Here is a 15891-nt window from a genome sequence, read left to right on the forward strand (position 1 = left end):
TTGCGATCGGTCTGGTTGAACGTGGCGATCGACCCGAAATCGCGATTATCATCGTATCCGAAAGCGCTTACCATCATCGACCACGCGCGATGCCATCTCAGCCGTGAGCTTCCCGGCTACATGCGCCCAGCGATTTGGGTCCACGCAGACAAGGTTGCCCTGAGCGCGACGGGCAAGACGGACGAAAAGCTGCTCCTCTCCAAAGTCGCCGCCGCTGCCGCCGAAAGCAGCGAATACAGCTTCACGATCACAGGCGATGGCGAGGTCGTGCCGATTGCGGAGGTTCAACATGTCTGACGCTGCGAGTCTCGACACGATTCGTGGATTGATCGCCGAGCGCCCCCCGATCTGGCGATAAAGTGACGAGTCTGGCGCGCGAAGTCGGCCTTGACGACATCGGCCTGGACTCTCTTGCCGTCGTCGATCTGCTGTTCGAACTCGCAGCACGATACGATGCGGATCTCGAAACCGCACTGGAGGTCTTGATCCGCCACGCACGCTCGGCGATCTCGCCGCCATTGCCAGGTCATTAGAAAAGGGAGTTTGACGTCATGGAATACGTGAAAAAATTTGAGACATCGAAGCTGAAGTATGAATACGGCCTCGATGGAATCCGGACGTTTCCCTGGGAAGGTATCGTCCCACCATTTGGGGCGGGATACTGTATCGTCCGGCCGGGGACTTCGACGCTCATCATCTGTCAATATTCCCGACGATGAAGACGAGATGTTCATTGCCGTGCAGGGGGACGCCGTGGTCGTCATCGACGGCATCGACCATCCAGTGGCTCAGGGCGATATCGTCATGATTCCGCGAGGTCTCAGCCATTTTGTGCGTAATGACGGCCCGAATGCTTTCCATTTATACACGATCTGGTGGAGTCACGTGGATGTTGACGCCTACCGGAGACAGGAAGAGCAAACTGCGGCAGGTTGAATGTCGGGGGGGCGGGGCGTCGATGGAAGACATCGTCATCATAGGCGGCGGGCTGGCCGGCTCTTCTCTGGGCTGGTCATTGGCAGAACGTGGTCATAGGCCACTCATCCTCGAAAGCACGACAATCGCGGCGGCGGGGCCACGGCGCATTCGCGCGGAATGGTGCGCCTCTACGATGACGAGCCACGCCTCGTCGCGCTGAATCGCGATGGCATCGGCCTATGGGCTGACGTCGAAGTCTCACGCCCGGGCATATTCCGCAGGCCGGGAATGATCTATGCGCCCGCTCCGTCCAACCGTTCTAGGATCGAAGAGTTTGCCCGGATGGAAAGTCGGGCGGCCTACCCCGCCGAGACCATTGACGGCCCGACGATATCCGGCCTCTGTGGCCTGCTGGGCGATCATTTTCGGCGATCTGCCCGCAGCGTCTTGTGGGAGCCGCTTGCCGGTTATGTAGATCCGCGTGCCGGCGCTCGGTTCTTCGCTGATGAGGCGGTCCGGCTCGGGGCATCGCTTGTCGAAGGTTGTACAGTCGTCGACCTGTATCCCGCTTGTGATCACGTTTGTGCTGACGACCGGTGCCGGGCGCATCACTGCACGCCGGGTGATCCTCGCATCGGGGGCTGACACGCTGCGGCTGCAACAGCCGGAGGGACTCTTCGCGCGTTCCATCAATTTGACGTCCTTCATCGACGATATTGCGGGCGCGCCGGAAATCTGCCTCATCGACGAGGTATCGAAGGGGTATATCCGCCCTGGCTGCAGGCGCAGTTATTTCGTCGGTGGAGCCATTCAGAAGGATGCGACTGTTCCGGAGGAGCTCAAGGTAGACAACGCGGCAGCAGATGCTCAAAATCTTGCTTTTCCCGACGTATTCTTCGGACGCGGTCCAATAGCGCGATCGCTTCGCATCCCGGATACGACGCCTATACGTCCGATTTCCTGCCGCTCATCCGATTGCCTCCTGAAGAGGGCGGAGCAGGATTGTTTACTGGCTTTTCCGGGCGGGGAGCAAAGTACATCCCGGCCATGGCCCGCCGCTTCGCCGCAAGCCTTTCGGGGGGTGTCGGATGACGCGGACGATTGCCTGCGTCGCCTGCCTTGATCCCGGTCGGAGCGTGCATACATTGACATTCATCGCCGCAGTGGACATTGTCGGCGACCTCCTTTCCAATACCGGCGTAAAAATTGTCTTGTACGATGATGGTGCGGACCCCGTCGCTGGCCGTGCCATTGCGGACGTTATTGTCGCATCAGGGACGGACTGCGTCGTCGGGCATTTCGCATCGGCTGCAGCTGCGGCGGCGGCACCCGTTTACGAAGCGGCCGGTATCCCCATGTTGCTTCCTGCCGCGACGATGTCTGCATTGACGCGGTATCGCTGCACATACCGCATCTGTGACAACGATGATGACTATGCGCGCTGGTTGGCACGGACGATGGCCGAGCGCGGACTGGTGCCCGTCCGATATGCTTCGGATGGGTCGGCGCATGGTGATAGTGTCATCGGAGCGTTGCGGGCGGTCGACGCGATGCCCGGATGCTCGGGCAAGCCGGCGATTGTTTTCGCAGGGCGTTTATGCCGAGACGATCGAATTTGCCAAGGCATTGGCCGGTGCATGCGCGGGCGCCATGGCCCTCGTGCTTACCGATGACGCGGATGCGCCATCTCTCGAAGATGATCTTGCTCTCGCCGGGCTTTCTATTGAAATCACCCCGGTTTACCTTGCGGCGCTGCGCCCGCGGCCAAGAGGGTCGCGCGCGGAGCAGATACTTCGGGCCTATCGCCAAAGGCACGGTGCTGACCCGGGAAACGTATTTCTGGGAAACCGTGGCGGCGATCGAGATGGCTGTGGCAATGCCGCTCGATACAGGTCAATCCATCGAAACCGCGCTTGGGCCGCTCAAGCCGGACGTTGACGGAGAGTGTCGGCCACACAGCTTTTGCCTTCTTCGGGTCGGCGGGGAGGTGGATGATGAGTGAAGTGCGGGTCGCGGGTGGTCTCGACAAGGGCTTTGCCCGGCTGGCGGCAATGCGCAGGCTCTTCGCTGGTCGCAAACCCGCGAGAACTCCCTGATTATGGACGCCGCGCTGCCGCTGCATGGGTCGCCCGTAATGCCGCGCCCGTTCCAGCGGGTATTCGGGTAGAGCAGATAAACGCTACATTTCGCGGTCACCGGATTCTTCCGCCCGGTGAGAGCCGGGGGCGTCTGCTCTACATTCATGGGGGCGGGCTTGTCTATTATGATAGCAGCACTTTTCTCCCGTTCCTCGCCGATCTGGCCCTCGTGTCGCGAATGGAGATCCTCGCCCTCGATTATCCCAAGGCGCCGGAGCATTCAGCGAACGATATACTGGCCTCCGTGACATCATCCGCCGAAGTAGCTCTGCGGGAGTTGGGGTGGGCCGGGTCACATGGTGCAATGATGATTGCCGGGGACAGCGTCGGTGCGCTTCTCGCCATGATTCTGGCACACGGGCCGTTGCGTGGTCGTTTCGACGCCATGCACCTGATTTACCCCGTCGCAGACGCGGGCAGGACCTATCCCGAGCAATTCGCATCCGGTCATTTCCTCGACAAGGACACGATGAACTGGTTCGGCGGATTCATCGAGCCGCTATTTGTTCCGCTAGGTGGCTCTCCATGCAAACTGGCCCCGGCCAGCCTCCGCAACCTGCCGCCATGTACAATCCATCTAGCTGAGTGCGACATCCTTCATGACGAGGGCCGCGCTCTGGTTTCGTGTTGTGAGTCAGCCGACATCTTGCAGAGCGTGCTCTTGCACAAGGGATTGCCACACGACTTCTGTCTCTATTTTGGGGCTGTTCCCGCAGCCCGGCGCGCCGTCGACGTGATCGCCCGGCATCTCGGGCGTCACGATCCGGGTTTAACGAAGGAAACGCCGCGTGGCTTTCAACGCCTAGTGGCGCGCGACACCGGGTTTGTTTCGAAGGGTCCCCTGTTCTCCATGCACGAGAAATGCGCTCTGTACCATGTGGGCGGACGCCCCTTGATGATGCGGAAATGGTGTCGCAGGCTTTCGACGCTGTTGAAGCCACATGCGCCAGCGACATCCTGCAGATCGGCATTTCCGCCTTCCAGCAGGGAGACAGCGTGGGCGACGCGCTCTGCGGCGAGCCAGTTCTGCGGCGTCCGGCCGGTTGCTTCCCTCATCCGTCGCATTAATGTGCGCGTGCTCATGCCTGCCTCGTCGGCCATCCGCGCAACCGGCCACGCTTCGTCGAGCTGGGTGCGAATACGATCGAGCACCGCGTTGAGGCGGTGGCCGCGATTGCGTGCTACGGGGCGGGGGACGAATTGCTTCTGCCCACCCTCCCGATGCGCCGGCAGAACGAGACGACGAGCGACACTGTTTGCGGCTTCGACGCCGAAATCCCGGCGGACGATGTGCAGGCACAGGTCAAGCCCCGCCGCCGAACCCGCCGACGTGAGAACGTCACCTTCGTCGATATACAGCACGTCACCATCAACGTTGATGCCCGGGTAGAGTGTTCTCAATGTATCCAAATAACGCCAATGGGTTGTGACGCAGCGGTTGTCGAGCAACCCGCAGGCAGCGGCGACAAACACACCGGAGCAGATGGTGGCGATCCGGGCGCCGGCGGAATGCGCATGCCGCAAGGCGCTGCACAGGGCATGCGGCACGGGTGCATCAGCGCTTCGCCAGCCGGGAATGACGATCAGGTCTGCTGTCTTGATTTTGTCGGGGTCGTAGGGCGCATCGACCCTGATGCCACCCATTGCCTGTAAAGGCCCCGGTTCGCCGGCGACGACGGCGAAACGGTACCATTTGTCGAATTCGGGACGCGGCAGGCCGAAGACCTCGACGGCGATGCCGAATTCGAAGGTGCACAGGCCGTCATAAGCAAGAATGCAGACGGACGGCGCCGCCCCCCGGCGGCAGGATGGCCCCTGCTTTCCGCCGCGTCGGACAGGTGCGTGCACGTATCTGCGTTCGCCCCCGTAATCCCAGGCCTGTCGTGGAAATTCATGACCCGTATCCCTCGTTTCCTGCGTGGCAGCATCTTGACGTATATTGACGATATCGCCACTTTTTATTGCCTAAAGGCTCGGCGACACTGTGGCTCCAGAACAGGAGGTGTCACATGTCAAACAATGTTACCCGGATTCCAGCCGCATCGTCTCATGATGCCGAGGCTCATTTTTCGAAGCGCCTGTCGCTGGAGACGGATTGCTGGGACGTGCATGATGCGCTGTCGCGCGGCGCGACGGATTTCGTCGTGCTTGATGTACGTGGCCGGAACGCTTACGAAACGGCTCATGTCCCGGGGTCGGTATCGCTGCCGCATGCAGAGATCACGGAAGAGCGTTTGTCGATCTGGCCACCCGAAACTCTCTTCGTCGTCTATTGTGCCGGGCCGCATTGCAACGGCGCGAACAAGGCAGCGGTGCGTCTGGCGCAACTCGGTCGTCCGGTCAAGGAAATGATCGGTGGCGTTACCGGATGGACGGATGAAGGCTTCGATTTTGCGCATGGCAGCGAGCCTGGCGCCGTAGCTGCCTGACGATACTCACTTCATCCCGCGTATTCCCTTGCCGCGCCTTCGACAGGGCGCGGCACGCATGGTCCGGCTGTCCACAATAGAGGCCCGGCATGTCTTCTCGCGCTGAACATCGGTCAACAATTTCTCCACGCACTCAACCGCGCCCCTGCATGTCTTCCAGAGCTATGCGGGATTTTGGGTGATACGGCCTGATCAGGCGGCGCGGTTTTCGGTACCGTTTACGGCGACACCGTTGGTGAATCTGACACCTTCGATGACCATTGGCAACTGCTTCGCGCCCTTCAGGCGGCGCCATGTCTTTGCGGCGGCCTGAACGAGCTTGAAGACCATGAGCTTCGCGGTCTTCTGCGACAATGCTCCCTTGGTCCGCACGGTTCGATGCCTGACGGTGGCGAACACGCTCTCGATCGGATTGCCGGTGCGCAGGTGATCCCAGTGATCGGCGGGGAAACCGTAGAATGCCAGCAAGGCTTCGCGGTCTTTGGTGAGACAGGTCACGGCCTTCTCGTATTTGGCGCCGTATTTCTCGGCGAAGGTGTCGATGGCGGTTTCCGCCGCGGCGCGGGTTTCGGCCTGCCAGATCTCGCGCAGATCGGCCTTCACCGCCGGCTGCATGGATTTCGGGAACTTGTTCAGGACGTTAGCCGTCTTGTGAACCCATGTATGGATGCCCCCGTTCGTGCAAGAGGTTTCTGCTCGGCTCAAGCGCGTGATCGGGTGCGGTCATGTATCAGGCCTTGAGATGCGGCTCTGAACGGACCGCGGGCCAGTATGGAGATACGCGGATCGAGTGCACATCAACAGCGCGAGCTCGAGGCTCTTTGGGTTCAAATGCTTTTCTCGATCCCGATCTGACCGATCGTTTGCCCTTACCTTGCTGTCGACTTCCTCACACGCCCAACGGCCCGGCTGCCTCGGCTGATGTCGTCATCAGACCGCGGCGACCGGACCCCTGAAGTTCTCTCCCCGCGTCGACATCGCCCAGATCCCGCGCGCCATCTTATTGGCCAGCGCGATGGCGACGACCATGCGTGGCTTGCGGGCCAGCATGCGTGCGAGCCAACTGCCTTCCGGCGCGCCCTTCCTGACGGCCCAGCGGACCACCGACATCGCGCCGATGATCAGGAGACGCCGTATGTCGCGCTGCCCCATCTTGGACGTTCGTCCGAGGATCTGCTTCCCACCGGTCGATCGCTGGACAGGGACGAGCCCCGTCCAGGCTGCGAAGTCGCGTCCACGCCTGAACGTCTCCATCGGCGGGGCGAAGGTCTGGACCGCCATCGCAGTCAGCGGGCCCACGCCAGGCATGGTCATCAGTCGTGCGGTGTCTTCTTCCCGCGCCGCTTCGCGCTTCAGCACCTTGTCGAGATCCGCGATCCTGCCGGAGAGCAGTTCGATCTGCTCGAGATAGAGGCGCCCCAGCTCGATCACGAGCGTCTCGAGACGCGAGCCGGCTGCCTCCAGCGCGTCCGCCAGCACCTTGACATGAGCCGGCCCCTGCGGCGCTATGAGGCCGTGCTCGGCGAGGTGGCCCCGCAGTGCGTTGATGAGCTGCGTGCGCTGCTTGACGAGGAGGTCCCGCGTCCGGAAAGCCATCGCCTTCGCCTGCTGCGCCTCGGATTTGACCGCGACGAAGCGCATGGTCGGGCGACCCGCCGCCTCGGCTATCGCCTCTGCGTCGGCCGCGTCGTTCTTCTGCCGCTTGACGAACGGCTTGACGTAGATCGGCGGGATCAGGCGGACCTCGTGACCGAGCTCGCCGATCGCGCGGCCCCACTCGTGGGCCGTCGCACACGCTTCCATAGCAACGATGCAGCGCGGCTGCTTGGCAAAGAAGCCGAGAACCTGCGAGCGACCCAGCTTCTTGCGGAAGCCGACGCTACCGTCCGCTCGCGCGCCGTGCGCCTGGAAGACCCGCTTTGCGAGGTCAAGGCCGATGATGCTAATGTTGTCCATGGATGCTTCCTCCTCTCGTGAATGACCTGCAGATCACCACGTTGGCACATTGCGATGCCGTTGGGAGGGGGCATCCAATCCATCAACAGCGCTGATGATGCGTTCCCGGGAAGACCTCGTCGAGGGCCTTCCAGAACCCCATGCCGCCATCGCCCACGGCGATCTCGGGCGGCACCTTGAGGCCGCGGGCCTTGATGTCGACCAACAGTTCGCGCCAGCTCTGCGCGCTCTCGCGCATGCCGACCTGGAAGCCGACGAGCTCCTTCTTCCCCTCCGGCGTGGCGCCGAGAATGACCAGTATGCACTCGGCCTGCGGTTCCATGCGGGCCTGCAGATAGACACCGTCGGCCCAGATATAGACATACCGCCGGGCCGAGAGATCACGGCCCTGCCAGCGATCGTATTCCTGCTGCCAATCGCCCGTCAGACGGGAGATGACACCAGGCGACAGGTTCGGTGCATCTACCCCGAGCAACGCTGACAGCGCTTCCTGGAAATCGCCGGTGGAGATCCCGCGCAGATAGAGCACCGGCAGCAGGGCATCGAGGCTTTTCGACCGCCGGGCCCATTTCGGCAGGATGCTTGAGGTGAAGCGGACCTTCTTCTCCGCGGGCATATCGGTGGCCCGGTCGCGGACTTTCGGGCGGCGCACGTCGAGCGGACCGATGCCGGTCTGAATGCTGCGCTGTGGCCCATAACCATGCCGGACGATCCGTTGCCGGCCATCCGGCAAAGCCTCCTCGGCATATTGCTCCACAAAGGTATCGGCTTCGGCCCGAAGTGCCGCCGCAAGCATCCTGCGGGCGCCGTCACGGGCAATTTCTGTCAGAGGATCCGCAACAGATCCGGGCTGGTACAGCGGGGTAATCGTGATATCATCTTTCATAGGCGTATCGTTCCTTTTGGAAGTTCTGGCAGGCTTCAGCACCCGCCACGATACGCCACCTCCTCAAACTGCGTCACCCAGATTCGCGTATAGCTCCTCATTGACCGCGAAAGGAAACACAACCGCTGCCAACCTGTTCAAAATCACAGAGGCTTGCATGAAGGCGGCATGGGGTTACCGTTTGAGCAACATCGCCGCCACCGCTTGACACAGTCAAAACTACGGCATAAAATCAATGCGATTATGATTTGATTTGTAATTCTAACTGCGCTGGAGGAGAGCTCTTTTGAAGAATAAAGTATTAACAGTTTTCTTACTGTTCGGCATGACCACCGTGAGTGCCTGTGTGACAGGAACAGATTATTTGCCTGTTAGTTCTCAGACTAAAGCGCTGAATGCGGCATCTCTCTCAGGAATGTCGGGTGCAGTGTCTAGACTTGCGGACAATCGGTCTGCGTATCGTAATTGCTTGCTAGAAGCGTATATCGTGAAAAACATCGAGCACGAAAAGGTAGCAGACGGGCGCGTATCCGATCGTATCGTGAAGTCAGCTTGTGCAGAATATCGCGATGATTACTATTCGTCTGTCTGGGCTTCGTCATGGCCCTTAAACGAAACAGATACGATCCAGTTCCGGCATAATACGGCCACCACGGTCCTTCGTGAGACTGATGAGGAAATGTTTGCGTTTTTCGCGTCAAAGTTCCCAGCGAGCAAATCGGTTACCCAACAATACGTGGATGATGTGAGGGCCGCCCAATGAGAACTGCTTTCGCTTTAGCCGTAGGAATGTCAATGGCGCAGGTGTTTGGCACCCTGCCTGCGTTGGCCGATAATGCGCAGACAGTTGCCTCTGAGAAATCGGCGCGCAATCAGGATTCTCCCGAGGCTATGTACAACGCTATCATCGACCGGGCGAACCACCGTGGTCGTGCGACGGAAAGTATCCCTTTTATTGGAAATTTCCTGCCTGGATATAAACAGGGTAGCAAAGCTTCCCGAGCAGTTCTGGAAGATAGCAAGTTCGAATAGAGTCAAACGCCATCGTCCCGTGCTGCCAAACTGCGTTGCAGAGACGGTGAGCGATTTTAGCGATTTCGAGGTGATCGCCGCATTAACGCGCTCAACTCGTTCAGCAGAGCCATTTTGTGCCTGTTCTCGGCTTTATGTTGATGCCACTCTAATGCAAGTTGCATCCCTCAACGCGTCAACTCAGCTTTGACGAAGACCTCCCCGAACGTTTTCATGCCATAGTCCGCAAGCCTGGTAGGCTTCGAAACGCCATCTTCAAGCATGATTCAAAGGTCATTGATTTCGGTAAGCGCGATGCCGTTCGCCTCCTGCCGGGATTGACCTGAACCTGTCATTTTGCCCCCGGATGAAGGCGGAGGTGTCTGGTTTGGGTGAAGACGTCAAAATGGACGTCCTTTTGGACGGCTCTTCCGGGCGTGTGTCGCGCCTGGAGGTGATCGAGGGTGCGAGCGGACGGCGGCAACGCACGCGTGAGGAGCGGGCACGCATTGCGGCGGAGAGCCTGTTGCCGGGTGTCCGGGTCAGCGATATCGCCCGCAAATATGATGCGACCCGTTGGCAGATCTATACGTGGCGCAAGCGGCTGCGCAAAGGCGAGCTGGTGCTGCCCGAGAGTGCTGCATCCCTGCCGTTCTTCGCGCAGCTGGTTGCCGAGGAGGGCGGCTCGCATATCGGTCAACCGCAAGGGCCCCCGATTGAGGAGGCCGGCGAATCCGGCATGACGGAGATCGTGCTCGGCGATGCCATGATCCGTGTGGGCGGCCATGTGGATGAAGCTCAGCTGACGCGGATCATCCGTGCCGTGCGGGCAGCGGCGCCATGATCATCGGACAAGGCGGGTCGGTCCGGGTCTCCGTGGCGACGCGTCCCGTCGACTTCCGCAAGGGGATCGATGGTCTGGCCCTCGCGGTGCAGGAGATGCTGGGGCATGATCCGTTCTGCGGGGCGATCTTCGTGTTCAGGGCCAAACGTGCGGATCGGATCAAATTACTGGTCTGGGATCAGACCGGCATGGTTCTGGTTCACAAGCGTCTCGAAGGCGGCAAGTTCGTCTGGCCGCGGGTGCATGACGGGGTGATGAAGATGTCCGCGGCGCAGCTTTCGGCCCTGTTCGAGGGTCTGGACTGGCGGCTTGTCAGGCCGCAGCGCACGCGCCGCCCGGCCTGTGCGGGATAGGCGGAAAATCTCGGCGAAGATGCTGTTTTTTATGGAAAAATCTGGCGTTCCGTGATTCACTTCGCGGTATGGAAGCCGCCGCTCTCGCCCGGGAAAACGCTCTTCTGAAGGCTCGTCTGGCCGAGGTCGAAGCCGTGCTCGCCGATGCGCAGGAGGCCCAGCGTCGGCTGGAAGATATCCTGCGCACCCTGCAACGCGAGAAGTTCGGCAAACGCTCGGAGAAGCTCTCTCCCGAGCAATTCCATCTGCCCCTGGAAGATGTCGAACTGGCCCAGGGTATCGTCGAGGCCGCTCAGGAAAAAGCCGAGGCCGCCCTGAGCCGTGAAACGCGTAGTGATGCCGCCCGCTCCTCCAAGCGCAACCGTGGCCATCTCCCGCCGCATCTGCCCCGGGTGGAGCGCGTGATCGAGCCGGCCAGCACGGTTTGTCCATGCGGATGCGGTGAGATGACCCGGATCGGCGAGGATGTCTCTGAGCGGCTCGACGTGATTCCGGCACAGTTGCGGGTTCTGGTGACGCGTCGTCCCAAATACGCCTGCCGGCGTTGTTCGCAGGCTGTTGCCCAGGCCCATGCCCCCGAACACATCGTCCCCGGCGGATTGCCGACGCAACGGCTCATCGCCGCGATCATCGTCTCCAAGTTCGGGGACCACCAACCCTTCTACCGTCAGGCCGAGATCTTCCAGCGGCAGGGGATCAGCCTCGATCGCGGCACGCTCGGCAACTGGGTGGGGCGTGCCTGTTTCCATCTCGGCCCGGTCATCGAACACATGCGCCGGCATCTGCGTGATGCCCGGCGGCTCTTCATTGATGAGACCCGCGCCCCGGTTCTCGATCCCGGTCGAAGACGCACGAAGAGCGGATACTTCTGGGCCGTGGTCGCCGATGATCGCGGCCATGGCGGGACCGGTCCGCCGATCGTTGTGTTCCATTACGCGCCCGGGCGGGGCAAGGAACATCCGCTCCGGTTCCTGTCGGGCTATCGCGGCCGCTTCCTGCAATGCGATGGATACGGCGTCTATGACGCCCTGACGACGCACGACCGTGAATCCGGGCAAGACAATGTGCATGGTCCGGAAACGCGCGACCCGTGGCAGCTGGTGCATTGCTGGGTGCACGTCCGTCGCCGCTTCGTGAAGCGCTTCGAGAACGACGGCTCCCCGATCGCCGAAGAGATGCTCAAGCGCATCGCCCTGATCTACCGGGTCGAGAAGGAGGTGCGCGGACAGGATCCGGAAATCCGCCTCAAGGCACGCCGGGCGCACACGGCGCCGGTCATCGAAGCCCTGAAACCCTGGCTGGAGACCCAGCTCTCACGCATTCCGCCGAAATCCCGTCTTGCCGAGGATATCCGCTACACACTCGGCCTGTGGCCGGGACTGACCCGCTTCCTCGAAGACGGCACGCTGGAGCCGGATACCAATCCGGTCGAGAACCAGATCAGGCCGGTCGCCCTGACGAGAAAGAATGCGCTCTTTGCCGGAAACGAAATCGGTGCGGAGAACTGGGCCATGCTCGCCTCACTGGTCGCCACCTGCAAGATGTCCGACATAAACCCGATCGATTATCTGACCGCGACCCTGCAAGCCATCCTCGACGGCCATACCCAGAACCGCATCGAAGAATTGATGCCTTGGAACTTCGCCGAAAAGGCAAGCCTCGCCGCATAGGTGACGCTCGTCGCGCTCTGATGTCCTTCGTCAAGGGGATAAGGCGTGCAGAAGCGTCAGGCAACGCGAGCTGCCTGCCTATTGGAGGCGCATAGAGGTGGAGACGCGGGCCGGGACGTTGATGAACAAGCTCTGATGCGCGGGTCGGAACCGCATGTCCATGATTGCGTCCGGGGCTGGTCCTCTCTTACAACGGGCGTCGGCGATGCCGGCCACAAAGCGCGAACGGGAGTTCCCCTCTCGTCGCCGCGTCCCCGCCGCTATGCGCGATGATGAAAGCCTTCTTCTCTGCTCAGGTGCGTTCCGGCTGCATTCTGGCGATCGCCCACATGAAGCCCACGAGCTCGCGCGCGACTGCGGTAATGGCGACGGTGCTGCGTTTGCCGCGTGCCACCAGGGCACGATAGCGCTTTGTGAGGCGGGCCTGCGCCTTCCAGGCTGTCAATCGGCATTGGAAAGGGCCCCCCTATCGGCGCCCAAAAGGGACCCCTCGGATGCAGTGTTTTTCGGCTGTCGGATCGTTGCGGAGCCGAAGGCGGAGCAGCGATCCGACAGCCGTTGGCGTTTCTCGCGGGATGATCAGGCGCGGTTCTTGAAGCGCCAGCTTTCGTTGCCGGTTTCAACGATGTCGCAGTGATGCGTGAGCCGGTCGAGGAGAGCGGTCGTCATTTTCGCGTCACCGAAGACGCTGGGCCATTCGCCGAAGGCGAGATTGGTCGTGACGATGACCGACGTGCGCTCGTAGAGCCGGCTGATCAAGTGGAACAGCAGTTGTCCGCCGGTCTGGGCGAAGGGCAGATAGCCCAGCTCGTCGAGCACGACGAAGTCGAGACGCGCCAGATGATCGGCGATGCGTCCCTGCCGACCGGCACGCCCCTCGGCTTCCAGTTTGTTGACGAGGTCGACGACGTTGAAGAACCGGCCACGAGCACCTGCGCGAATGCAGGCCCGAGCGATCGCGATGGCAGTGTGATCTTGTACCGAGAGCCAAGCAGTTTTTTCACGCTCCGGCTCTCGGCGCCCGGCTGGCTCGCCGCGATGCGCGCAACCCGTTCGGAACGTGGTACCGCTCGGCGATGATGGCCTTTGCATCCGCCACGGATATCTCGAGGCCGTCGACGTCGCGCAGGACATAGGGGCGGCCATCGCGAAGCACGCTGTAGATCCTGTTCGCGAGGCGATTGGCAACGGCGCATAGAGCTTGTTTGTGATGATGCCCCTTGGTGGTCATCAGGCGCCAATATGTCTCGGCGAGCTTTGGGTCGATCTTTCGAGCCGTGTCGGCGGCGAGCATGAGCGCGCGCTTGATGCGATCGTTCCCACTCGCCGTGATCTTCTGCCCGGGACGCTCTGCACCGCCGCTGTCAGCTCGTCGGGGAAAGAGACCGCAGAAGCCCCGTAGGTGGCGCTCCGATCGGAACCTCCCGGCATCGTGGATGACGCCGGCGAGAACGGGCGCGAGGCGCTGGCCGACGCCGGGGATGGTGCGCAGGACATCGTCTGGCTGCAGCTCGGAATACAGCCTCTCGATGCGTCTCTCAAGAGTGCCGAGCAGCTCAATCTTGCGCAGCACCAACTCGATTTCCACAGCGACCTCCATCTGCAACTCGACGAAGTCGACGTGGTGGCGGTGCAGCTTGCGAGCCTGTCTGGCGGCGTCTCGGATTCCGTCGACGAGCGCATCGACGAAGGGGCCGGAGTGCGGTTGATTGCCACTCGCGTGCTCGGCGATGAAGCGAGCGAGGGTACTCTTACGGGCGCGGAGCACCCGATCCGGGTCGAGCCAGTGCTGGAGTACGGCCAGCGAAAGGCGGGTACGCAGGTCGGGGAGCACACGCTCGAGAACGGGAGAGGCCCACCGGACGAGATCCATGAGCCGGCGCTTGCTGGCGGCCACCTCATCCTGAAGCCGACCGCGCTGCTTTGTGAGCCGTTGCAGGGCATGGCTTTTCGGCGACGGCACATGAACAGGGTCGAGCCGAGGGCCGCCGAAGGAGGGGATGGCGGCGAGCACGTGTGCGTCGGCGAGATCAGTCTTGGCGTGCTCGGAAAGATACCGCCGCAGCGCCTTCACCCTCTTGCCCTTCACGCGGGCGACCTCGACGCCGGCGTCGCCCAGGCGGTGGGCGACGGGGAACCAGCTCATCCCTGTCGGCTCCATGATCGCCTGCACGGCCGTGCCGGTATGCACGTCCGCCGATACGGAGGCGACGAATGCATCAAGCGAGGGCGCGTCGTGGCGGAAGCGGATAGGCCGGCCGACGGGCTTTCCATTTTCGAAGATTTGGGCGACATGGTCGCCACGGATCGCAAGGTCTATTCCGACGGTTCTATGCATCTTGTTCAGGGCTCCCTAGTTTGGAACCGATCGCCGCCGGCACAGTCAGGTGGGTCATTCGTGGCAGCGCCCGCGAAGGCGCTCAACAATCGTGTTACACTTGCCCGTCGGCGCGGCTGGGTCGGGCTGACTGCGTCACGGTCACGAGACGATCGGAGGATCTCTCAGGGTCTTCGAGCCCGAACCGGCCTGGTTCGCGTCGACACCGTGCCCGGTTCCCGGCATGCCGGGAACCGGGCCTGATCCTCGATCACGTTGTCAGGGCACTTATCCCAATCGTTTTCCCCGTGGCATCAGACCCGGCTCGCTATGGATACCTGCGTTTTGCCGGTACCTGTCCCACCGATCAGCACCACGTTGCGCTGCTCTTCAAGAAAGCCGCCGGCGGCAAGGTTGCGGACCAGCGTTTCGTTGATCGCAGCTGCGTCGAAGTCGAACTCGTCGAGATCCTTGGCGAGCGGCAGCTTGGCGATCGTCATCTGGTACTTGATCGAACGCGCTTTCTTCTCGTTGATCTCGGCATCCAGAAGGCTGCCGACGACGCGGGTTGGTTCATGCTGGCGCTTGATGGCCGCGGCGATGATCTCGTCATAGGCATTGCGCATGCCATAGAGCTTGAGTTCGCCCATGGCTTCGAGGATGTGGCTGCGTTCCATCATATGGCCCTCCGGAGGCTGTCGTAGCGTGTGCAATCGGCAACCGGAGCGCAGGTCAGCTTCAGAGCCTCCGGGGTCATGATCGTGACCGGCGGGCCGGGATCGCGTCGGCGTGCCAGGATGTTGAGGATGACATCGGCGGAATGGACATTCTGGCTCACAGCTTCAGCACAGGCGGCCTCGACCGCCGGCAGCCCGTCCATCAGAACCGCGCCGAGAATATCCACCATCTGCCGGTCCCCGTCCGGAACGCCACGCAATTTGCGCCGGACGCGTTCGATGGATGACGGCAGAACCCAGTGCTTGAACGGCGCTCCGTTGCGCAAGGCGCCGGGTTTGCGGGCCAGAACCGGAACATAGTGCCACGGATTGTAGACGGTGACGCCCCGCCCGAAGGAGCGGGCATGCTCACCGACAACGCGACCGTCCTGGCGCAGCTCGATCCGATCGGCATAGGCCCGTACTTCAACCGGGCGACCGATGGCGCCGGCCTCGACTGAGTATTTGTTGTTGTCGAACCGTACGAGGCAGGTCTTCGATACCGATGCCTCCACGGCATGGAAACCATCGAACCGACCGCGATAGGGAACGAGGCTCGCCCGCTCCGCCTCGAAGACCTCCCAGAGGTAGCGTCCAAGGAGCTGGTGTAATTTCAGTGCCGTCAACGGTGTGATCCTGGGTGGCCATCGAGG

At 61.7% G+C, this 15891-nt stretch carries 14 protein-coding genes and 8 pseudogenes; 13 read left to right on the forward strand and 9 right to left on the reverse strand.

What is annotated here, in order from left to right:
* The 7 genes and pseudogenes from GA0071312_RS06540 to GA0071312_RS20585 all read left to right on the forward strand — a co-directional run.
* The coding region (locus tag GA0071312_RS06540) for a hypothetical protein (RefSeq protein ID WP_238947140.1) at positions 1 to 297 on the forward strand (297 nt) is incomplete at its 5' end.
* A gap of 62 nt (positions 298 to 359) precedes the next feature.
* On the forward strand, positions 360 to 533 hold the full coding sequence (locus tag GA0071312_RS19905) for a hypothetical protein (RefSeq protein WP_165603973.1): 174 nt from the start codon (positions 360 to 362) through the stop codon (positions 531 to 533).
* A gap of 58 nt (positions 534 to 591) precedes the next feature.
* The gene (locus GA0071312_RS06545; protein WP_083204399.1) at positions 592 to 936 is read left to right on the forward strand and encodes a cupin domain-containing protein; all 345 of its coding nucleotides are present in this window, start codon (positions 592 to 594) and stop codon (positions 934 to 936) included.
* 22 nt (positions 937 to 958) lie between these two features.
* Positions 959 to 1563 (forward strand): annotated as a pseudogene (locus tag GA0071312_RS20580) (FAD-dependent oxidoreductase).
* Positions 1564 to 2006: 443 nt separating this feature from the next.
* Complete coding sequence (locus GA0071312_RS19365) at positions 2007 to 2591, forward strand: type 1 periplasmic-binding domain-containing protein (RefSeq protein WP_108721834.1); 585 nt, start codon at positions 2007 to 2009, stop codon at positions 2589 to 2591.
* 5 nt (positions 2592 to 2596) lie between these two features.
* Positions 2597 to 2920, forward strand: a complete 324-nt coding sequence (locus tag GA0071312_RS19140) for a hypothetical protein (protein WP_131817724.1) — start codon at positions 2597 to 2599, stop codon at positions 2918 to 2920.
* 14 nt (positions 2921 to 2934) lie between these two features.
* A pseudogene (locus tag GA0071312_RS20585) lies at positions 2935 to 3735 on the forward strand (alpha/beta hydrolase fold domain-containing protein); the annotation flags it as partial.
* Positions 3736 to 3851: 116 nt separating this feature from the next.
* On the opposite strand, the gene ftrA reads toward GA0071312_RS20585, so the two are convergent.
* A complete protein-coding gene (ftrA, locus tag GA0071312_RS06570; RefSeq protein WP_074443109.1) occupies positions 3852 to 4904 on the reverse strand; it encodes a transcriptional regulator FtrA in 1053 nt (350 codons plus the stop codon).
* A 161-nt stretch (positions 4905 to 5065) separates the two neighbouring features.
* On the opposite strand from ftrA, the gene GA0071312_RS06575 reads away from it, so the two are divergent.
* Positions 5066 to 5485, forward strand: coding sequence for a rhodanese-like domain-containing protein (locus GA0071312_RS06575; protein WP_074443108.1), 420 nt, complete (start codon positions 5066 to 5068; stop codon positions 5483 to 5485).
* A 192-nt stretch (positions 5486 to 5677) separates the two neighbouring features.
* On the opposite strand, the pseudogene GA0071312_RS06580 reads toward GA0071312_RS06575, so the two are convergent.
* The 3 genes and pseudogenes from GA0071312_RS06580 to GA0071312_RS06590 all read right to left on the reverse strand — a co-directional run.
* Positions 5678 to 6145 (reverse strand): annotated as a pseudogene (locus GA0071312_RS06580) (transposase); the annotation flags it as partial.
* 270 nt (positions 6146 to 6415) lie between these two features.
* The gene (locus tag GA0071312_RS06585) at positions 6416 to 7441 is read right to left on the reverse strand and encodes an IS110 family RNA-guided transposase (protein ID WP_074443356.1); all 1026 of its coding nucleotides are present in this window, start codon (positions 7439 to 7441) and stop codon (positions 6416 to 6418) included.
* An 85-nt stretch (positions 7442 to 7526) separates the two neighbouring features.
* Positions 7527 to 8327, reverse strand: a pseudogene (locus GA0071312_RS06590) (IS256 family transposase); the annotation flags it as partial.
* A 286-nt stretch (positions 8328 to 8613) separates the two neighbouring features.
* On the opposite strand from GA0071312_RS06590, the gene GA0071312_RS19605 reads away from it, so the two are divergent.
* The 5 genes from GA0071312_RS19605 to tnpC all read left to right on the forward strand — a co-directional run bounded on the left by GA0071312_RS19605 (position 8614) and on the right by tnpC (position 12205).
* Positions 8614 to 9090, forward strand: a complete 477-nt coding sequence (locus GA0071312_RS19605; RefSeq protein ID WP_131817725.1) for a hypothetical protein — start codon at positions 8614 to 8616, stop codon at positions 9088 to 9090.
* Positions 9091 to 9122: 32 nt separating this feature from the next.
* Positions 9123 to 9359: a hypothetical protein gene (locus GA0071312_RS19610; protein WP_131817726.1), complete on the forward strand. Its 237-nt coding sequence runs from the start codon at positions 9123 to 9125 to the stop codon at positions 9357 to 9359.
* Positions 9360 to 9744: 385 nt separating this feature from the next.
* Complete coding sequence (locus GA0071312_RS06595) at positions 9745 to 10182, forward strand: transposase (protein ID WP_238947142.1); 438 nt, start codon at positions 9745 to 9747, stop codon at positions 10180 to 10182.
* The gene (tnpB, locus tag GA0071312_RS06600; protein ID WP_074444302.1) at positions 10179 to 10535 is read left to right on the forward strand and encodes an IS66 family insertion sequence element accessory protein TnpB; all 357 of its coding nucleotides are present in this window, start codon (positions 10179 to 10181) and stop codon (positions 10533 to 10535) included. The genes GA0071312_RS06595 and tnpB overlap by 4 nt, the downstream gene beginning before the upstream one ends.
* 68 nt (positions 10536 to 10603) lie before the next feature.
* Complete coding sequence (gene tnpC, locus GA0071312_RS06605; RefSeq protein WP_074444303.1) at positions 10604 to 12205, forward strand: IS66 family transposase; 1602 nt, start codon at positions 10604 to 10606, stop codon at positions 12203 to 12205.
* Between the two features lie 292 nt (positions 12206 to 12497).
* On the opposite strand, the pseudogene GA0071312_RS19370 reads toward tnpC, so the two are convergent.
* The 5 genes and pseudogenes from GA0071312_RS19370 to GA0071312_RS06625 all read right to left on the reverse strand — a co-directional run.
* Positions 12498 to 12644: pseudogene (locus GA0071312_RS19370) on the reverse strand (IS110 family transposase); the annotation flags it as partial.
* A gap of 140 nt (positions 12645 to 12784) precedes the next feature.
* A pseudogene (locus GA0071312_RS06610) lies at positions 12785 to 13177 on the reverse strand (ATP-binding protein); the annotation flags it as partial.
* Between the two features lie 28 nt (positions 13178 to 13205).
* Positions 13206 to 14543 carry an IS110 family RNA-guided transposase gene (locus tag GA0071312_RS06615; RefSeq protein ID WP_074443772.1) on the reverse strand — a complete coding sequence of 446 codons (1338 nt, stop codon included), beginning with the start codon at positions 14541 to 14543 and terminating at the stop codon, positions 13206 to 13208.
* A 305-nt stretch (positions 14544 to 14848) separates the two neighbouring features.
* Positions 14849 to 15199 (reverse strand): annotated as a pseudogene (locus tag GA0071312_RS06620) (ATP-binding protein); the annotation flags it as partial.
* Positions 15199 to 15831, reverse strand: a pseudogene (locus GA0071312_RS06625) (Mu transposase domain-containing protein); the annotation flags it as partial. The pseudogenes GA0071312_RS06620 and GA0071312_RS06625, both read right to left, overlap by 1 nt.
* Positions 15832 to 15891 lie beyond the last annotated feature (60 nt).

Source organism: Saliniramus fredricksonii (assembly GCF_900094735.1).
GTDB classification, from domain to species: Bacteria; Pseudomonadota; Alphaproteobacteria; order Rhizobiales; family Beijerinckiaceae; genus Saliniramus; species Saliniramus fredricksonii.

Excerpts from the sequence above, each read along its gene's own strand:
- GA0071312_RS06545 (WP_083204399.1), top strand. The coding sequence starts at position 592 with ATGAATACGGCCTCGATGGAATCCGGACGTTTCCCTGGGAAGGTATCG.
- GA0071312_RS19365 (WP_108721834.1), top strand. The coding sequence starts at position 2,007 with ATGACGCGGACGATTGCCTGCGTCGCCTGCCTTGATCCCGGTCGGAGC.
- GA0071312_RS19140 (WP_131817724.1), top strand. The coding sequence starts at position 2,597 with ATGCGCCATCTCTCGAAGATGATCTTGCTCTCGCCGGGCTTTCTATTG.
- GA0071312_RS06575 (WP_074443108.1), top strand. The coding sequence starts at position 5,066 with ATGTCAAACAATGTTACCCGGATTCCAGCCGCATCGTCTCATGATGCC.
- GA0071312_RS06585 (WP_074443356.1), bottom strand. The coding sequence starts at position 7,441 with ATGGACAACATTAGCATCATCGGCCTTGACCTCGCAAAGCGGGTCTTC.
- GA0071312_RS19610 (WP_131817726.1), top strand. The coding sequence starts at position 9,123 with ATGGCGCAGGTGTTTGGCACCCTGCCTGCGTTGGCCGATAATGCGCAG.
- GA0071312_RS06595 (WP_238947142.1), top strand. The coding sequence starts at position 9,745 with ATGGACGTCCTTTTGGACGGCTCTTCCGGGCGTGTGTCGCGCCTGGAG.
- tnpB (WP_074444302.1), top strand. The coding sequence starts at position 10,179 with ATGATCATCGGACAAGGCGGGTCGGTCCGGGTCTCCGTGGCGACGCGT.
- tnpC (WP_074444303.1), top strand. The coding sequence starts at position 10,604 with ATGGAAGCCGCCGCTCTCGCCCGGGAAAACGCTCTTCTGAAGGCTCGT.
- GA0071312_RS06615 (WP_074443772.1), bottom strand. The coding sequence starts at position 14,543 with ATGCATAGAACCGTCGGAATAGACCTTGCGATCCGTGGCGACCATGTC.